At 70.2% G+C, this 16,598-nt stretch carries 15 protein-coding genes; 10 read left to right on the top strand and 5 right to left on the bottom strand.

Annotated elements, in window-relative coordinates:
* The first annotated feature begins 6 nt into the window (after positions 1-6).
* From ACFRFH_RS06290 to ACFRFH_RS06335, 10 genes are all read left to right on the top strand, one after another.
* Positions 7-780: an MBL fold metallo-hydrolase gene (locus ACFRFH_RS06290; protein ID WP_382462129.1), complete on the top strand. Its 774-nt coding sequence runs from the start codon at positions 7-9 to the stop codon at positions 778-780.
* A complete protein-coding gene (locus tag ACFRFH_RS06295) occupies positions 777-1,403 on the top strand; it encodes a hypothetical protein (protein WP_382462130.1) in 627 nt (208 codons plus the stop codon). Before ACFRFH_RS06290 ends, ACFRFH_RS06295 begins: the two co-directional genes overlap by 4 nt.
* Positions 1,400-2,149: an HNH endonuclease family protein gene (locus tag ACFRFH_RS06300; protein ID WP_382462131.1), complete on the top strand. Its 750-nt coding sequence runs from the start codon at positions 1,400-1,402 to the stop codon at positions 2,147-2,149. The genes ACFRFH_RS06295 and ACFRFH_RS06300 overlap by 4 nt, the downstream gene beginning before the upstream one ends.
* A gap of 117 nt (positions 2,150-2,266) precedes the next feature.
* A complete protein-coding gene (locus ACFRFH_RS06305) occupies positions 2,267-3,280 on the top strand; it encodes a hypothetical protein (protein ID WP_382462132.1) in 1,014 nt (337 codons plus the stop codon).
* Between the two features lie 64 nt (positions 3,281-3,344).
* On the top strand, positions 3,345-4,289 hold the full coding sequence (locus ACFRFH_RS06310) for an ATP-binding cassette domain-containing protein (protein ID WP_382462133.1): 945 nt from the start codon (positions 3,345-3,347) through the stop codon (positions 4,287-4,289).
* On the top strand, positions 4,286-5,983 hold the full coding sequence (locus tag ACFRFH_RS06315; protein ID WP_382462134.1) for an ABC transporter permease: 1,698 nt from the start codon (positions 4,286-4,288) through the stop codon (positions 5,981-5,983). Before ACFRFH_RS06310 ends, ACFRFH_RS06315 begins: the two co-directional genes overlap by 4 nt.
* 8 nt (positions 5,984-5,991) lie before the next feature.
* Positions 5,992-6,465, top strand: coding sequence for a GbsR/MarR family transcriptional regulator (locus ACFRFH_RS06320; protein WP_382462135.1), 474 nt, complete (start codon positions 5,992-5,994; stop codon positions 6,463-6,465).
* A 303-nt stretch (positions 6,466-6,768) separates the two neighbouring features.
* Entirely contained in the window at positions 6,769-7,224 is a 456-nt protein-coding gene (locus ACFRFH_RS06325) for a hypothetical protein (RefSeq protein WP_382462136.1), read from the top strand.
* A 33-nt stretch (positions 7,225-7,257) separates the two neighbouring features.
* Entirely contained in the window at positions 7,258-9,213 is a 1,956-nt protein-coding gene (locus ACFRFH_RS06330) for a M13 family metallopeptidase (RefSeq protein ID WP_382462137.1), read from the top strand.
* 158 nt (positions 9,214-9,371) lie between these two features.
* A complete protein-coding gene (locus tag ACFRFH_RS06335; protein ID WP_382462138.1) occupies positions 9,372-10,286 on the top strand; it encodes a serine hydrolase in 915 nt (304 codons plus the stop codon).
* 137 nt (positions 10,287-10,423) lie between these two features.
* Here ACFRFH_RS06335 and ACFRFH_RS06340 read toward each other — a convergent pair whose 3' ends face one another.
* The 5 genes from ACFRFH_RS06340 to ACFRFH_RS06360 form a co-directional block, all read right to left on the bottom strand.
* Positions 10,424-10,912: an excisionase family DNA-binding protein gene (locus tag ACFRFH_RS06340; protein ID WP_382462139.1), complete on the bottom strand. Its 489-nt coding sequence runs from the start codon at positions 10,910-10,912 to the stop codon at positions 10,424-10,426.
* 69 nt (positions 10,913-10,981) lie between these two features.
* Positions 10,982-13,549 carry a bifunctional lysylphosphatidylglycerol flippase/synthetase MprF gene (locus tag ACFRFH_RS06345; protein ID WP_382462140.1) on the bottom strand — a complete coding sequence of 856 codons (2,568 nt, stop codon included), beginning with the start codon at positions 13,547-13,549 and terminating at the stop codon, positions 10,982-10,984.
* Between the two features lie 55 nt (positions 13,550-13,604).
* A complete protein-coding gene (locus tag ACFRFH_RS06350; RefSeq protein WP_382462141.1) occupies positions 13,605-14,993 on the bottom strand; it encodes a glycine--tRNA ligase in 1,389 nt (462 codons plus the stop codon).
* A gap of 194 nt (positions 14,994-15,187) precedes the next feature.
* Positions 15,188-15,841, bottom strand: coding sequence for a DUF3800 domain-containing protein (locus ACFRFH_RS06355; protein WP_382462142.1), 654 nt, complete (start codon positions 15,839-15,841; stop codon positions 15,188-15,190).
* 129 nt (positions 15,842-15,970) lie between these two features.
* Positions 15,971-16,594 (bottom strand): GNAT family N-acetyltransferase, encoded by a 624-nt coding sequence (locus ACFRFH_RS06360; protein WP_382462143.1) that lies wholly within the window; start codon positions 16,592-16,594, stop codon positions 15,971-15,973.
* Positions 16,595-16,598: the final 4 nt, after the last annotated feature.

A 16,598-nucleotide genomic window follows, 5' to 3' on the forward strand; every position in this document is an offset into this window, starting at 1 on the left:
CACTCAATGCGCCTCACCATCCTCGGCACCGCATCCCACTACCCCACCCCCGCGTCACCCTGCTCCGGCTATCTCCTTGAGCACGGCGCCGCCTCCATCTGGATCGACGCCGGACCCGGGACGCTCGCCGAGCTGCAGCGTCACCGCTCTCCAGCCGACCTGGACGCCGTCTGGATCTCGCACGCGCACGCCGACCACACGGCCGACCTGCTCCCGCTCTTCTACGCGCTCGCATTCGGCGACCTCCCGGCCCGCCCGCCGCTCCGCGTGTTGGGCCCACCCGATCTGCGGGCCCGGCTCGTAGGGTTCCTCGGCGCCCACGCCGCCGACGACCTCGATCGCGTCTTCGCGTTCGAGTCGCTCGCCGACCGACCGGGCCAGCAGGTGGGCGACCTCGACCTCGCCTGGGAGTCCATCGAGCACGACGTCCCCGCCTGGGCGCTCCGGGCGCGGGCCGATGACGCCTCCCTCTTGTTCACCGGTGACGCCACGCCGTCCCGCGGTCTGACCGCGTTCGCCCACGGGTGCGACCTCCTGCTCGCCGAGGCCGGCGCCGACGAGCCGGACGGCAGCCACCTGACCCCGGAGGACGCCGGCGCCCTCGCCGCGGACGCGTGCGCCGGCCGCCTCCTGCTCACGCATCTCGCCCTCGGCCTCCATCCCGCCGAGGCGGTCCGGCGGGCCTCCACGCGCTTCGACGGCCCCGTCGCCGCCGCGCGTCCCGGCGCCCTCGTGTCGGTCGCCCCGGTGTCGGTGGCTGTTCCTACAGTGGAGGGATGAGCCACCTGATGCCGGAACTGCTGTCCACCTGGTCCTGGCGTCTCGAGCGGGTCCGCAACGGGCGCACGGTGCTCACCAAGGGGCAGGCGGCGTCCGCGCGCACCGACCTCCTCCACGACCGGTCCGCGCATCCGGGGGACTACTCGGGCTACGAGGAGGAGTACAGCTCGGCCGTCGACGCGCTGGGCGTGCTCGTGCAGCAGGCCAACCGCAGCGACGACCTCCTGGCGGTGCTCCGTTCCGAGCGGCGGACTGCTGACGCCCCTGCGCGCGAACGCTACGCCACCGCGCCCGACAGCGCGGGAGCCCCGCGCGCCTCCCTCGCCGCCGAGCACGATCGCGTGCCGGCGGGCCTCCCGGAGGCTCTGGATCAGTGGGTGCACCGGCTGATCCGCTTCCGGAGCGGCGCCAAGATCATCGCCCCGGTCGAGGCCGCCCGCGCCGAGATCCGGCTGCGGAACGAGGCCGACCTCAACCCGGGCGCCTACCGCAACGCGACCGCCGCGCCGTACTTCGCGAGGGTGATGCGGGAGCTCGGCGAGATCGCGACCTCGCAGCGACCGGGGGTCCACCTCTCCCGGCGCGGGCTCCACCGCGGCCTCGCCGACGACTCGTTCCTGTGAGCAGGACGTCCGCGCGGCGTCGTCGTCCGGCGCCGTGGCCGGTCGCTGTGGTCGCGCTGCTGCTCGCTCTCGCCGGAGCGGGAGGCTACGCCGCCCTGAACGGCAAGGGCACGGCGACCGCGCCCACGACGGCGGCTGCCTCCTCGCCGGCGCTCGTCTCCCCGCCCGGCGCCCGCTCGGCGGCGGGACTGCTCGACGCGTCCGGCGCGCGCGCCGCCCTCGCGCAGCTCCCCGTGAAGGGCCGGGCGCCGGCGACCGGGTACGACCGCGTCGCCCGTTTCGGTGAGGCGTGGCTCGACGTGGATAAGAACGGCTGCGACACCCGGGACGACATCCTCGCCCGCGACCTCGCCGCGGTCACCCGCCGCACGGACTGCGCGGTCCTCACCGGCACGTTGAACGACCCGTACACCGGCCGCAGCATCGCGTTCACCCGCGGGGTGCAGACGTCCGCGCTCGTCCAGATCGACCACGTCGTCGCGCTGCTCGACGCCTGGGAGACCGGCGCCCAGGGGTTGAGTCAGGAGACGCGCGTCCAGCTCGCGAACGACCCGCTCGCGCTTCTGGCGGTGGACGGGGCGACGAACCAGGCGAAAGGCGCGGGCGACGCCGCGACCTGGCTGCCGCCGAACCGCGGATTCCGGTGCGAGTACGCGGCCCGCCAGGTCTCCGTGAAGGCGAAGTACGGACTGTGGGTGACGGCCGCGGAGGGCACGGCGCTGAAGGGGATATTGGCGGGGTGCTGAGCGCCGCGCCGCCGCCGCGTCGACCCTGTGTCGGGCCGCGGCCGGCCGCTACGATCAACGCATGCAGCAGCCAGATCGCATGATCCCCGGCCGGTCCGGCGTCACCGCGGTGCGACCGTGACGCCCGCCGAGGCGGCCGCCCTGCTCGGACTTCCCGAGAATGCGACCGAGGCCCAGATCAGCGAAACGTACGCCGCACACATCGCGACCGTCCCCGAGAGCGACATCGCCACCGTCGACGCGCTCGCGCGAGCCAGGGACGCCCTGCTCGCCGGGGTCCGCTGGCAGCCGCCGCAGAGCACCGGTGCGCCGCAGGGCTGGGGGATGCCTCATGGCGCGGCGACGCCGATCGGTCTGGCGCCGCAGCCGGGTGGGGGAGTGCCGCCGACGCCGCCTGCTGGTGCGCCGCAGGGCGGATTCATTCCGCCGACGCCGAACACGAATCAGCCGGGATACCCGCCGCAGCCGACTCAAGCGCCGCAGGGAGCGGCACCCCGGCACGCCGCATACCCGCCGCCGCAGCCCGGCTACCCCTCGCAGCCTGCCTCTGCGCCGCAGTACCCCACTCCTCAATACACCACTCCTCAGCAGCCGGCCTATCCTCCCCAACAGCCCGCATACCAGCCGCCCTACCCCGGCTACCCCCAGCCCTCCGCCTATCCCACCCTCCCCCGCACACCTCTCTCCAACGGCGCCATCATCGGCATCGCCCTCGGCGGCACCGCCGTGCTCCTCGTCGTCCTGCTCGTCGCGGTTATCGCCCTCGCCGGAAGCGCTCAGCGCGGCCTCTCCAACACTGCCGCCCAGCACGGTTCCGCCGCCGCGCCCTCCGCCCCGTCGAGCGGCGCCCCGTCGAGCGGCGACCCGTCGGCGGCCGACCAGAGCTACGTCATCGACGGCGTGACGATCCAGCCGGAGCAGGGCTGGACCTTCCTGCTGACCGCCCAGCGCGACTGCCCCGCGGCTGAGGTCATCGTCGGCTTCGCGGACACCGTCGACGGCGACACCATCGATCAGCACACCGACACCGTGTCGCTGAAGGCAGGCGTCCCGTACACCTACACGGTCCCCGACACCGCCTCCACGCACCAGTACGCCGGCATCGACGACCTGCAGTGCGTGCCGACCTGACCCGGGTGTAAGGATTCCGTTAAAAGTTTTCACAAATTACTGAATCAAGCGTAGATTTACACGCATGACCACAGTGATTGAGGCCTCGGGCCTCGAGAAGCGATTCGGCCGGGTCCGGGCACTCGACGGGCTCGACCTCACCGTCACCGAGGGTGAAGTCCACGGATTCCTCGGCCCGAACGGCGCGGGCAAGTCGACGACCATCCGCGTCCTCCTCGGCCTCGCGCGCTCCAACGGCGGCACCGCCCGCGTCTTCGGCAGCGACCCCTGGCGGGACGCCGTCGCCCTGCACCGCCGCATCGCCTACGTCCCCGGCGACGTCAGCCTCTGGCCGAACCTCTCCGGCGGCGAGGCCATCGACCTCCTCGCCCGGCTCCGCGGCGGCACCGCCGACAAGGCCGCCTACGCCGAGCGGAAGAAGCGGTTGATCGAGGTGTTCCAGCTCGACCCGACCAAGAAGGGCCGCGCGTACTCCAAAGGGAACCGGCAGAAGGTCGCGCTCGTCGCCGCCTTCGCGACCCCGGCCGACCTCTACATCCTCGACGAGCCGACCAGTGGGCTCGACCCGCTGATGGAGGCCACCTTCAACGCCGAGATCGCCCGCACCTCCCGGGACGGCGCGACCGTCCTGCTGTCCAGCCACATCCTCTCCGAGGTGGAGCAGCTCTGCGACCGGGTCAGCATCATCCGCGAGGGCAAGACGGTCGAGACCGGCACGCTGGACGAGCTCCGCCACCTGACCCGCACCGAGATCTCGTTCGCGGCCGACGGCATCACGGACGAGCAGCTCGCCCGCATCCCGGACGCCCACGACCTGCGCACCGACAACGGCCGGGTGAAGTTCACCGCGGACAGTGACGGCCTCCCGCCGGTCCTCGCGGCGCTCGCTGACCTGAACGCCAAGAGCCTGACCGTCGCCCCGCCGTCGCTGGAGGAGCTGTTCCTCCGCCACTACGGCGACGAGCTCGCCGGTGTGGCCGAGCTGGAGGCGGAGGCGAAGGGGCGATGAGCACCACGACCACCGACCGCCCGGCCACGCACTCCGGGCACACCGCGGTCCCGGAGCGCGGACGCGTCGCGACCCTGGGCGTCCTGCTCCGCCAGCGCCTGCGACGTGACCGCTGGCAACTCCTCATCTGGATCCTCTGCATCGCGTTTCTCGCGCTGTTCTCCGCGGCGAGCATCGACCAGACCTACGGGTCGGCGACCGGGCGCGCGGAGCTGATCCGGCTCGCGATCGCGAACCCGACCGTGCTCGTCCTCCGCGGCCTCCCGCAGGGCACGGGCCTCGCGGCGGTCACCTTCTTCGAGATCTACACCTTCCTCGCGCTGCTCGCCGGGCTGATGAACACGTTCCTCGCCGTCCGGCACTCCCGGGCGGAGGAGGAGTCCGGCCGCGCCGAGCTCGTCGGCTCGACCCCCGCGGCGCGGATCACCCCGACCGTCGCGACGGTGATCCATGGCGTCCTCGCGGACATCGTGCTCGCGCTGGCCACGGCGCTCGGCTTCATGGCGTCCGGCCTCCCGGCGTACGGCTCGCTCGTCGCGGGGGCCGCGGTCGGTGGGGCGGGCATCGCCTTCCTCGCCGTCGGCCTCCTGCTCGCCCAGGTGATGAGCACCTCGCGCGGCGCGAACGGCTACGCCTCCGCTGTCGTCGTGCTCGCCTGGGTGCTGCGCGGGATCGGCGACGCGATCGGCACGGTCACCAGCACGGGCACGACGATGGTCTCCGGCTGGCCGACCTGGCTCAGCCCGATCGGCTGGGGCGAGCAGTTCTCGCCGTACGTCCGCAACGACTGGACGCCGCTGCTTCTCCAGCTCGGCTTCGCGGTCGTGCTCATCGCGGCGGTGTTCGGCCTCCAGGCCGTGCGCGACTCGGGTGCGGGGATCGTGCCGGAGCGTGCAGGCCGGCGGGACGCCCTCCCGATGCTGAACGGCCCGCTCGGGCTCGCGTGGCGCCTGCAGTGGCCGACCGTCCTCGGCTGGACGATCGGCGGCCTCGCCACCGGCGTGCTCGCGGGCGCGCTCGGCAGCGTGGTCAGCTCGTCGATCGCGAACGACCCCAGCCTGGGGAACATCCGGGATGCCGTCGCCCACCTGGGCGCGGGCGGCTCCGGCCCCATGACGGCGCTCTTCCTCTCCGCGATCATGTCGATCGTCGGCGTTCTCGCCGCGGCGTGCGCGGTGCAGGCGGTCATCCGGCTGCGCCAGGAGGAGGTCGGAGGCTCGGCCGAGGTGATGATGGCGACCCCGGTCTCCCGGGTCCGCTGGCTGCTCGACTTCGTGCTGGTCGGCCTGATCGCGATCGTGCTCGTGCTGGTGGCGGCGGCGCTCGCCGCGGGCCTGTCGGCGACGGCGGCCGGGGAGAAGGCGTCCGTCTTCAACGACGCGTTCGCCGCCGCCGCCGCGCAGTTCCCGGTGGCGCTCGTCTACCTCGGCGTGCTGACGCTGGTGTTCGTCGTGCTGCCGAGCTGGACCGTCCCGGTCGGCTGGGCCGCCCTCGGCGCCGGCGCCTTCATCGGCATCTTCGGCGCCCTGATCAAGCTCCCGGACTGGCTGCGCCACTTCTCCCCGTTCGCCGACGCCCCCGTCGTCGTCGGGAAGGTCGATTGGACCGGTGGATACTGGATGTTCGGCATCGCGGTGGTCGCGCTGGCCGCCGCCGCGGCGCTCATCCGACGCCGCGACTTCGCGATCGGGTAGGGACGGGCATGGCCAGGGACGAACGGGCTCTGACGGAGATGATGGAGCACTCCGCGGCGGTGCTGACCGCCGCGGGGTTCCCGAAGATGCCCGCCCGCGTGCTGATGGCGCTCACCGTCACCGACTCGACCGGGCTGACGGCGGCGCAGCTCGCCGAGCGGCTGGATGCGAGCCCTGCGGCGATCTCCGGAGCGGTCCGCTACCTCCAGACCCTCGGGATCGTGCGGCGCCTGTCGCAGAACGGCAGCCGCCGCGACCTGTACCAGATGCCGGCCGACTGGTACGCCCTGATGGTCCGCAACAGCCCGATCTACGGCGTGCTCGCCGACCAGGCGGACGCCGGCCTCGCCGCTCTCGACGACGCGGACGACCCGGCGACGGAGCGGCTGCGCGACATGGCCGGCTTCTACCGGTTCATGCAGGACCGGCTGCCGGAGATGCTCAACGAGTGGGAGCAGATCCGGGCGTCGCGGGATGCGTGAGCGGGTCTCTACCCGGCTTGCGATCACACAAATATCACACTAGTGTCTGACGTGCGTCCGTTTACGGACGTCGCGCCGCCCTGGCTAAGGGGAGGCGGCGCGGCCGGTCGTCGAACGGGTCTCACACTGGCCGGCCCGGGCGTTGCGAGGGCGGAAAAGGGGGCTCTACGCGACGCCGGGCCGTCACTGAGCGGCTTCGGGGCACTGTTGCCGCACCGTGGATCGGTTCGGCGACCGGCGTGCCTCGACGGCCGCTCGTGAACATCTGAAATGCTAATGATCGGACTCACCAGGGGGATCGACATGCGTTTCACCACTCCAGCGCGGAAGGCGCTGGTGGTCGCTGTGCTGCTCGCGGTCAACATCGCGCTCGCGCTGCTGTTCGACGCCCTCCACTCGGAGCCGGCCTCCATCGTGCTGACCGGGCTGCAGGTCGCCGGATGGTACATCGTCTCCCGGATGTTCCGCGGGCCGGGGGAGCCTGTTCGCGCGGCGCGCCCGTGGTGGCGGATGACGAACCGCCCGCTCCTTTCCGGGGTCTTCGGCGTCGGGTACGCGCTGCTCGCCCTGGTCAACATCGGCTTCTCACTCGCCGGGTTCGGCAGCCTCTCCGGAACGGTCTCGATCCTCGCCGAGCTGGTCCTGGCCGCGCTCTTCCTGAACTCCTACGCGTGCCTCCGTCCGCGGCGGAATGCGCCGGCTCAGGTCGCCGCCCGGCAGCAGTCCCGCCCGCGCGTCTCCGGCGGCGCGCGCACCTGACAGGCGGGGCGCACGCGCCGTAGGCTGGGGCGCATGACGCTCTCCTCCGGCATCGCCACCGACGAACTCGATCCCACGATCCGCCCGCAGGACGACCTGTTCCGGCATGTGAACGGGACCTGGATCGCCCGCACTGACATCCCGGGCGACAAGGCTCGCTGGGGCTCGTTCATGGAGCTCGCCGAGAAGTCGGAGGCCGCCGTCCGCGAGATCGTGGAGGCCGCGCAGACCGCGCCGGAGGGCACAGAGGAGCGCACGTTCGGCGACCTCTACACGAGCTTCCTCGACGAGGACCGCGTCGACGCGCTCGGCGTCGAGCCGATCCGGGCGCAGCTCGCGATCGCCGACGACGTCGACAGCATCCCGGAGTTCCTGAAGACCCTCGGCGAGCTGGAGCGGCACGGCGTCGGCGGGATCTACCAGCTCTTCGTCGACAACGACCCGGGCGACCCCAGCCGCTACCTCGTGTTCGCCGAGCAGGCGGGCATCTCGCTGCCCGACGAGTCCTACTTCCGCGAGGAGCGGTTCGCGCCGATCCGGGAGGCATTCGCCGCGCACGTCCAGCGGATGTTCGAGCTGGCCGGCTTCCAGGATGCTCCCGAGCGCGCCCAGCGGGTCTACGACCTCGAGGTGGAGATCGCCGCGCAGCACTGGGACAACGTGACCTCCCGCGACTCCGAGAAGACCTACAACCTGTTCTCGTGGGCCGACGCGACCGCCCTTTTCGGGTCGAAGGGCCTGGACGACTGGGCCGCCGGTCTGGGCGCACCGCAGGGTGCGCTCGCCGAGGTCGTCTTGCGCCAGCCGTCCTTCACCTCCGGCGTCGCCGGTCTCCTCACCGAGGAGAAGCTGCAGTCCTGGAAGGACTGGCTGGCCTGGCAGATCATCCACGACTCCGCCCCGTACCTGACCGGCGACTTCGTGGACGCCAACTTCGACTTCTACGGCCGCACCCTCACCGGCACGCCCGAGATGCGGGCTCGCTGGAAGCGCGGCGTCTCGCTCGTGGAGGGAGTGATGGGGGAGGCCGTCGGCCGCATCTACGTCGAGAAGCACTTCCCGCCCGCGGCCAAGCAGGAGATGGACGAGCTGGTCGCCAACCTGATCGAGGCGTACCGGCAGAGCATCCAGAAGCTCGAGTGGATGGGCGAGGACACCCGCCACCGCGCCCTCGACAAGCTCAGCAAGTTCACGCCGAAGATCGGCTTCCCGGTGAAGTGGCGCGACTACTCCGCGCTCGTCATCGACCCGACGGACCTGGTCGCCAACGTGCGTGCTGCCGCGCTGTTCGAGTTCAACCGCGAGCTGAACAAGATCGGCAAGCCGATCGACCGCGACGAGTGGTTCATGACCCCGCAGACGATCAACGCGTACTACAACCCCGGCTTCAACGAGATCGTCTTCCCCGCGGCCATCCTGCAATACCCGTTCTTCGACGAGAGCAGGGACGCCGCAGCCAACTACGGCGCGATCGGCGCGGTGATCGGCCACGAGATCGGCCACGGTTTCGACGACCAGGGCTCCAAGTTCGACGGCGACGGCAAACTCAACGACTGGTGGACCGCCGCCGACCGCGCCGCGTTCGAGAAGCGCACCGGCAGCCTGATCGCCCAGTACGACGCGCTCGCCCCGGCGCAGGTGCCCGACCACCACGTCAACGGCGCCCTCACCATCGGCGAGAACATCGGCGACCTCGGCGGTCTCGGCATCGCGTGGAAGGCGTACCTCCTCTCGCTCGGCGGCGAGCAGCCTCCCGTGGTGGACGGCCTGAGCGGCGCGGAGCGGTTCTTCCTCAGCTGGGCGCAGGCCTGGCAGCAGAAGGGCCGCGACGAGGAGGTCATCCGCCTGCTGGCGATCGACCCGCACTCGCCGAACGAGTTCCGCTGCAACCAGATCGTCCGCAACATCGACGCTTTCTACGAGACGTTCGGGGTCGCGGACGGCGACGGGCTGTGGCTGGCTCCGGAGGAGCGCGTGACCATCTGGTGACGCGCCGGGGACTGCGCGAAAGGGATCGCCCAGCCACCCCTCCGGCGAGGTAACATCGTCCCTATCGCGTCGAGGAAACCCTGCCTCGCCGCGTCGCGGACCGGGGGGACCGCAGCACGGACCGAAGCCCGGACTCGGAAGAAAGACCCAGCGCGACTGTGACGATCCAGACCCCGGAGACCGACCACCGCCGCCGGCACGCGAGCGCGCGCCGAGGACGGCACCGCCGGACTGCTGCTGCTGCTCCCGAGGTCTTCAGCCGCGGCTTCGACGCGCTCGGGCGGCTGGCCATGCAGGGCGTCCAGGTCTCGGCCCGGGCGACGGACCTGTCCACCGGCGAGGTGCTGTTCTCTGTGGACGACCACGTCGTGATGCCGACGGCGAGCATCGGCAAGGTGCTGCTGCTGGTGGAGGTCGCCGCGCGCCTCCAGTCGCGGCAGCTCAGCCCGCTGGCCCAGCTCGACCGCGCCCCGCAGGACACGGCGGGGGAGTCCGGCATCTGGCAGCACCTGCAGGTCCCGGCGCTCCCGGTCGCCGACCTGGCCGCCCTTGTCGGCGCAACGAGCGACAACCTCGCCACCAACGTCCTGCTGCGCCGCGTCGGCCTGGAGGCCGTGAGCGCCCGCACCGAGTCCCTCGGCCTCACCCGCACCGCCCTCCTCGACCTGGTCCGCGACCACCGCGGCCCGGACGACGCCCCGCAGCTGTCGGTCGGCAGCGCGAACGAGCTCACCTGGCTGTTCTCGGCGCTGGCCCGCGGGGAGGTCGTGGACGCCGCAACGAGCCGCCAGGTCATCTCCTGGCTGTCCCTGAACAGCGACTTCTCCCTGGTGTCGAGCGCGTTCGGCCTCGACCCGCACTCGCACCGGCATCCAGAGCACGGCATCCTGCTGGTCAACAAGACCGGCACCGACGCGGGAGTCCGCAGCGAGGTCGGCGTGCTGCGCGGGCCGCGCGCGGGGGTGACCTACGCGGTGTCGACGTACTTCGACGACACGGCGCTGCCTGCGCGGCTGTCGGTGATCGACGGGATGCGGACGGTGGGGCTGGAGCTGCTGGAGTATGTGTTCTGAGGCTGGTGCTCTCAGTCAGTCACGTTGAAGCTCGTCCAGTCACGTTGAAGTTCGTCGCCGACCCTCTCGGCGAATCGCAGCGCTCCGCTACGCGCCAGCCGGTCAAGCATCCAGGAACGCGGTGAACAGCCCCAACGTTACGACTTCCTCGCCTCGGTGAGCGCGGCCCGGTAGGCGTCACTGTCCATGTCGTACAGGCCGTCCTCGTCGGCCTGGCGGGTCAGCTCATCAAGTCGTGCACGTCGATCGGCGCGCGTGCGCTCTCGGTAGGCCAGCACGTCGTGCAACCGCAGCCGCCGATGCCGGGACTCTCCCAGCCGATCGAATGGCAGCTCGTTCTCGTCCAGGAGGCGCACCAGGGTGCTGCGGCTGATTCCGAGAAGGCTCGCCGCCTGTTGTGTCGTCAACTGTCGATCGATCGCTTCGACGCTGACCGACTCACCGTGCTGCATCGCAGCCACCACCTGGCGAAGCACTTCATACGCCTCGAGCGGGAGAGCGATCTGTTCACCGTCGGGTCCGACGAGAACGGCAGGAGCCGAGTGGTGCTCCAAGAACCGTGCCAGGTCAAGCAGTTCGTTGAGATCCTGGGGAGGATCGACGACGAGGGAGTCCTTTGCGCTCATGGCTCCCATTATCGCGCAAATCGCTCAAATCGTCCATATCGATCAGAGCGCGGCCGTCCGCAGACCCCTTCACCCCAGCAGCGTCCGCGCCAGCGCCAGGTACTCCCGCGCATTCGCGTCCGGCAGGTAGGCCCGCCCGATCGCGTTGCCGATCGCCGGCAGGGACACCGCGTCCGGGTACGCCAGCCACAGCGTCTCGTACGTCGGGTTGAACTTACTCTTGAACGTGAACAGCGAGGCGAACCCGTAGGCCGGCTCCAGCGTCCTGGCCAGGAAGGCGAGCAGTCGGTCCATCACCGCCGGTCCCTCTTCGGAGGAGTCCGCTCCCGTGTCAGCGGACCCGGCCGGTTTCGTCGCCAGCGGCGCCCCCGACAGGCTCAGCACCTCGACGCCTTCGCCGCGCATCCGCTGCGCCGCGGACGCGATGACGAACTCCATGATGCCCGGGATGCTCTTGTCCGCCCGGCGCATGAAGTCGATCGTGTACCCGACCACCCGGCCGTCGTGCCAGCTCGGCAGCCAGCTCGTGACCGCCTGGAGGTCGCCCTGCGGGTTGTAGGCGAGGTAGAGCCGCACCTCCGGGTCCTTCAGCTCGGCCATCCCGCCGAGGGTGAAACCCATCTCGGGCAGCTCCTTCTCGGACACCCACTGCTCGCTCAGCGCGACGATCTGGTTCTGCTGGATCGGGGCCAGCTCGGCCCACGTCGTCCACAGCGTCGAGATGCGCTCCTTCACCCCGCGGTTGTGCGCCTGGCGCACCTTCTGCCAGGGCTTGCCCTGCATGTCGAAGGTCTGCGGGTGCATCAGCGTCTCCTCGCCGACCGACACGCTCTGCCAGCCGAGCGACTCGAACACCGCCAGGAACGCGCCGTGGATGCTGTAGAAAGCGGGGGTCCAGCTGTTCGCGTCGCAGAAGCCGATGAAGTCGATGATCGTCTGCTCGGCCCGTTCTGGACGGCACACCGGGTCGGACAGGGTGATCGCCACCCCGTTGATCACCCGGTAGGCGACGGCGGCCTCCCCGTCCTCCGAGAACCAGTAGACGTTGTCCGGCCAGGTGCCCATGAAGCCGAGCGTCCCGCCGCCGCCCGCGCGCAGGAGCTCCCGGAAGCGCAGTTCGTCGCCGACCGTCCGGCCGGTGGAGGTCGCCCGGTACAGCCGCATCGTGCCGATGACGAAGATCGTCCAGAACACCGGTCCCACCCACTGGTAGAGCAGCAGCGTGAACGGCGAGGTCGGCACGATGACGGGTCCCAGCACGGACTCGAAGCCAGACGGGACGAACCGGCGCAGTGTGGACGCGAACACGTCGCCGATGGAGGCCTCCGGCACGAAGGACGACAGCGTCGCCAGCCCCGCGATCAGGTACACGACCGCGAGCAGCGCGAACGCGACGACCGCCAGGATGGTGAAACGCACCACCGCGTCCCTGGGCGCACGGATCTGGAACTGGCGCCGCGTCGCCACCAGCAGCGCGATCGAGGCCAGCGGAACCAGCAGCGTCGCCAGCAACCACAGCAGCACCTCGATCGCGGGCGCGAGAGCGTCGATGCTGTCCACGTTGATGCTGATCTCGCCGCCGGGTAGCGCCGTGAACGGGAGGACGACCATCGCCGCGTTGACGACGATCCCGAGCAGCCACGCGAAGTGCCGGCCGCGGCGGAGGCCGATGGCGGTCACGATGAGCAGCACGAGCGGCAGCAGGCTGAGCAGCAGCGGGCCGACGCCTTGCACCGAGACGGCCGCGAGCTCGTCATGGCAGTTGGTCGTGTCGGCGGCCTTGCACGCCGCCAGCACCGTCGCCGCGGCGACCTCCCGATGCTGGAACAGCGCCGAGACGAACGAGAGCGGGCCGAGTCCGCCGGGCGGCAGGAGCGCGGCGAGCGGGCCGATCGCGGTGATCGCGACGATCGCGGCGACCAGGGTCCGCGTCTCCCCGTGTGAGCTGCGGCGCATCCGGTGCAGCGGCCCACGGCGCAGGATGACGCCGAGCGCGAGGCCGAGCAGCGCCGCGAACAGCCGGTAGACGTTGTTCTGGTCGCCGTTGTAGAGCACGAACATGACGACGGTGGCGAAGGTGAGCAGCCGGATCCGACGTCGCCACAGGGTGGTCGCGAACGCGCTCGCCGTGACCAGCGCCCCCACGATCCCGATCGTCGGGTCCAGGGTGAAGTCGAATTCGGTGGCGTGCGCGAGGATCTCTCCCACGTTCGCCGCCGCCCACTGGCCGAGCACGCCGAGCGTGATGCCCAGCACCCCGGTGACCAGGAAGGCGATGATCAGGCGCACCGTGCCGAGCAGCCGTTCGGCCGCCGCGAGCACCGTCAGCGCCAGCAGGAACGAGATCACGAACTGGATCGGGTCCTCCGGCACGAAGAGCGCCGTGAACGGCGTCCACCAGTACCCGGCCCGGATCGTCGTCGGAACGCCCGCCGCCCAGACCAGCGAGCCGCCGCCCACGCTCGCGGCACTCCACAGCGTGCTGGTCGCGATGGAGGTTGCGAGCACGATCACGGCGAGCGTCACGCTCGCGGGCGCGACCTGCACGTAGGCGCGCAGCATCGCCAACGCCGGGGGTCGCCCTGGGGGCGGATCCGCCTGCGGCGCAGGTGCGGTGTTCGTGGGGGCCGTGCTCATCGTGTCTCCGTCGCGGTGGCCCCCACCCTAGCGGTCGCCCTCCGTTTGCGGAGGGTCAGATCTCGCGCAGGCGCTCCGCGAGGTAGCGGTCGAGGCCTTCGAGCGGGATGCGCTCCTGCTTCATCGTGTCGCGGTCGCGCACGGTCACCGCGTCGTCCTCGAGCGAGTCGAAGTCGACCGTGACCGCGAGCGGCGTGCCGATCTCGTCCTGGCGGCGGTAGCGGCGGCCGATCGCACCCGAGTCGTCGAAGTCGACGTTGCGGCGCTTGCGCAGCGTGTCGGCCAGGCCGCGCGCGAGCGGCGACAGCGCCTCGTTGCGGGACAGCGGGAGGACGGCGACCTTCACCGGCGCGAGGCGCGGGTCGAGGTGCAGCACCGTGCGCTTGTCGGTGCCGCCCTTGGCGTTCGGCACCTCCTCCTCGTCGTACGCGTCGACCAGGAACGCCATCAGCGCGCGGGTGAGGCCGAAGGACGGCTCGATCACGTACGGCACATAGCGCTCGTTCTTGTTCTGGTCGAAGTAGCTGAGGTCCTTGCCGGAGTGCTCGATGTGCGTCTTCAGGTCGAAGTCGGTGCGGTTCGCGACGCCCATCAGCTCGCCCCACGCGCTGCCGACGAAGTCGAACTTGTACTCGATGTCGATCGTGCGCTTGGAGTAGTGCGCGAGCTTGTCCTTCTCGTGCTCCAGGCGGCGGATGTTCGCCGGGTCGATGCCGAGGTCGACGAACCAGTCCCAGCAGAGGTCGATCCAGGTCTGGAACCACTCCTCGTCCGTGCCGGGCTCGACGAAGAACTCGATCTCCATCTGCTCGAACTCACGGGTGCGGAAGATGAAGTTGCCCGGCGTGATCTCGTTGCGGAACGCCTTGCCGATCTGGCCGATTCCGAACGGCGGCTTCTTGCGGGCGGCCTGCAGCACATGCGCGAAGTCGGTGAAGATGCCCTGCGCGGTCTCCGGGCGCATGTAGTGGAGGCCGGACTCGTCGTCCACGACGCCGAGGAAGGTCTTCATGAGGCCGGAGAACTGCCGGATCGGCGTCCACTGACCCACCTTGTCCGGGTGGTCCGGGTCGGCGATGTCGTCGAGTCCGTTCGCCGGCGCGTGGCCGTGCTCGGCCTCGTACGCCTCGAAGAGGTGGTCGGCGCGGTAACGCTTGTGGGTGATGAGCGACTCGGTCAGCGGGTCGCTGAACACCTGGACGTGACCGGAGGCCTCCCACACGGCGGTCGGCAGGATGATGGCGGAGTCGAGGCCGACCATGTCGCCGCGGCCGCGCACGAAGGCGTTCCACCACTCGCGCTTGATGTTCTCCTTGAGCTCGACACCGAGGGGACCGTAGTCCCACGCGGAGCGGGTGCCGCCGTAGATCTCCCCCGAGGGGAAGACGAATCCGCGGTGCTGCGCCAGCGTGATGACGGATTCCAGTCTCGACGGTGCGGCCATGGGTGCTCCCTGTTCGGTGCCGGGGTGGTGGGGGACCCGTCCATCCTACTGAGGATGCGGTGACCGCGTTCGGGCTCACGAGAGCACCGAAACTACTTTGTTGTAGACTCGACATCGCAAAACTCCATGCAGGCTTAGGACTGCTCGCGGGGTATTGCGATGCAGACCCCTGGCTCAGGCCGGGGGTTCTTGCGTTAACTCAGCCAATGGACGCCCTCGTCGCTATCAGCCGGCCAGTGGGCCGAGGTCTGCATGTACGCCGCGATCGCAGCGTGTGACGGCTGAAAAGAGCCGCCCCATACGTCTGGATACTTGTGGCGATGCTTGTGGTACGCGCCATAGGCGATCAAGTCCGCAGCTTGAATGAGTTGGCTGTACCTGCTGTCCTGCATGATGACGTCCTCCACGATCCGGCGTGTCGACAGTTCGAGGGAGCGATGGACATCTCGATACGGACCCGACGCGCGCAGCGCACGCTCCCAGAGCTCATGTCGTTCCCTCGCGTCGAGCGTTCCCGTCTCATCGATGCCGTGCTGTCCGTCGTAGAAGATCATCACCCGCGTGTCGTGAAGCGTCGCCCAATCCTCCAGCCATGCGATGAAGCGCGCGTACATCGTATGGGGAGATCGTTCTGCCGCCCCGATGGTGACCAGTTCGAAGGAACTGCCCTCGCTCAAATGACCCAATGCGATGCGCGCAGCCTTGGCGCGGGCGCGGCTGCTGAACGCCGATTCCTGTTCCGGGCTCTCGCAGAACTGCCCGCGTCCTTTGAACAGTTTGTTCGCGTGGAGTTCCTGCGCTTGTGGACGCCGAAAAGCCGATGCAGTTCCTCGCGACCCGTGAGCCACGCGTCGAGCACGTCGGCCCAATCGGTGTCCCGGATGAGAAGGGCCGTCAGCAGCTTTCCCCGAGACGGGTCGCCGGAGTCATCGACATAGCAGAGGTGCACGCATCTATGATTTCAGATGCCGCCGACCTCACCGGCCCGCGCGGAAGTCGTCCTCCAGGATCGCGAACACCGCGGTGTCCGACCATTCGCCCTTGAAGATCTCGCTCTGGCGCAGCAGTGCCTCCTGCTTCATCCCGATGATCCCGCAGAGCCGCGCCGACGCCTCGTTGCGCGCGTCGAGCTGGGCGAAGACGCGGTGGCCGCCGAGGGTGTCGAAGCAGAGTTCGAGGAGGCGGGTCGTCGCCTCGGTCGCGTAGCCACGGCCGTGCACCGCCGGGTGGAACACCCAGCCCATCTCGAACTTCGCCCACTCCGCCTTCTTGAGGAACAGGCTCACATGGCCGATCACCCGGCTGTGGCCGCCTTCCGGGTCCGGGAGCTCGACCGCGTACACGATGCCGTCGCCGTCGGCGGCGAGGCGGTTCATCGCGATGCGCTTGCGCAGGTGCTCCGCCGACTCGTCGTGGTCGTGCACCTCCCAGTAGAGGTAACGGGCGACGTCCTTCAGGCGCTCGAACTCGTGTCCGTTCTCCAGGTCGCCGCTGTTCAGCGGGCGCAGCAGCAGGCGCTCGGTGCGCAGCTCCTCCGCGGCGTAGGGCAGGCCGGTGGCGGCGTGCGGCTCGGTGGCGGTGATCGTGGCCTCGTCGCTCACGGTG

This window comes from Leifsonia sp. NPDC056824 (assembly GCF_042789575.1).
Lineage (GTDB): Bacteria > Actinomycetota > Actinomycetes > Actinomycetales > Microbacteriaceae > Leifsonia.

What these genes read in the sequence shown, in the direction of transcription:
- ACFRFH_RS06290 (WP_382462129.1), top strand. Translation starts at nt 7, where the DNA reads ATGCGCCTCACCATCCTCGGCACCGCATCCCACTACCCCACCCCCGCG.
- ACFRFH_RS06295 (WP_382462130.1), top strand. Translation starts at nt 777, where the DNA reads ATGAGCCACCTGATGCCGGAACTGCTGTCCACCTGGTCCTGGCGTCTC.
- ACFRFH_RS06310 (WP_382462133.1), top strand. Translation starts at nt 3,345, where the DNA reads ATGACCACAGTGATTGAGGCCTCGGGCCTCGAGAAGCGATTCGGCCGG.
- ACFRFH_RS06315 (WP_382462134.1), top strand. Translation starts at nt 4,286, where the DNA reads ATGAGCACCACGACCACCGACCGCCCGGCCACGCACTCCGGGCACACC.
- ACFRFH_RS06320 (WP_382462135.1), top strand. Translation starts at nt 5,992, where the DNA reads ATGGCCAGGGACGAACGGGCTCTGACGGAGATGATGGAGCACTCCGCG.
- ACFRFH_RS06325 (WP_382462136.1), top strand. Translation starts at nt 6,769, where the DNA reads ATGCGTTTCACCACTCCAGCGCGGAAGGCGCTGGTGGTCGCTGTGCTG.
- ACFRFH_RS06330 (WP_382462137.1), top strand. Translation starts at nt 7,258, where the DNA reads ATGACGCTCTCCTCCGGCATCGCCACCGACGAACTCGATCCCACGATC.
- ACFRFH_RS06340 (WP_382462139.1), bottom strand. Translation starts at nt 10,912, where the DNA reads ATGAGCGCAAAGGACTCCCTCGTCGTCGATCCTCCCCAGGATCTCAAC.
- ACFRFH_RS06345 (WP_382462140.1), bottom strand. Translation starts at nt 13,549, where the DNA reads ATGAGCACGGCCCCCACGAACACCGCACCTGCGCCGCAGGCGGATCCG.
- ACFRFH_RS06350 (WP_382462141.1), bottom strand. Translation starts at nt 14,993, where the DNA reads ATGGCCGCACCGTCGAGACTGGAATCCGTCATCACGCTGGCGCAGCAC.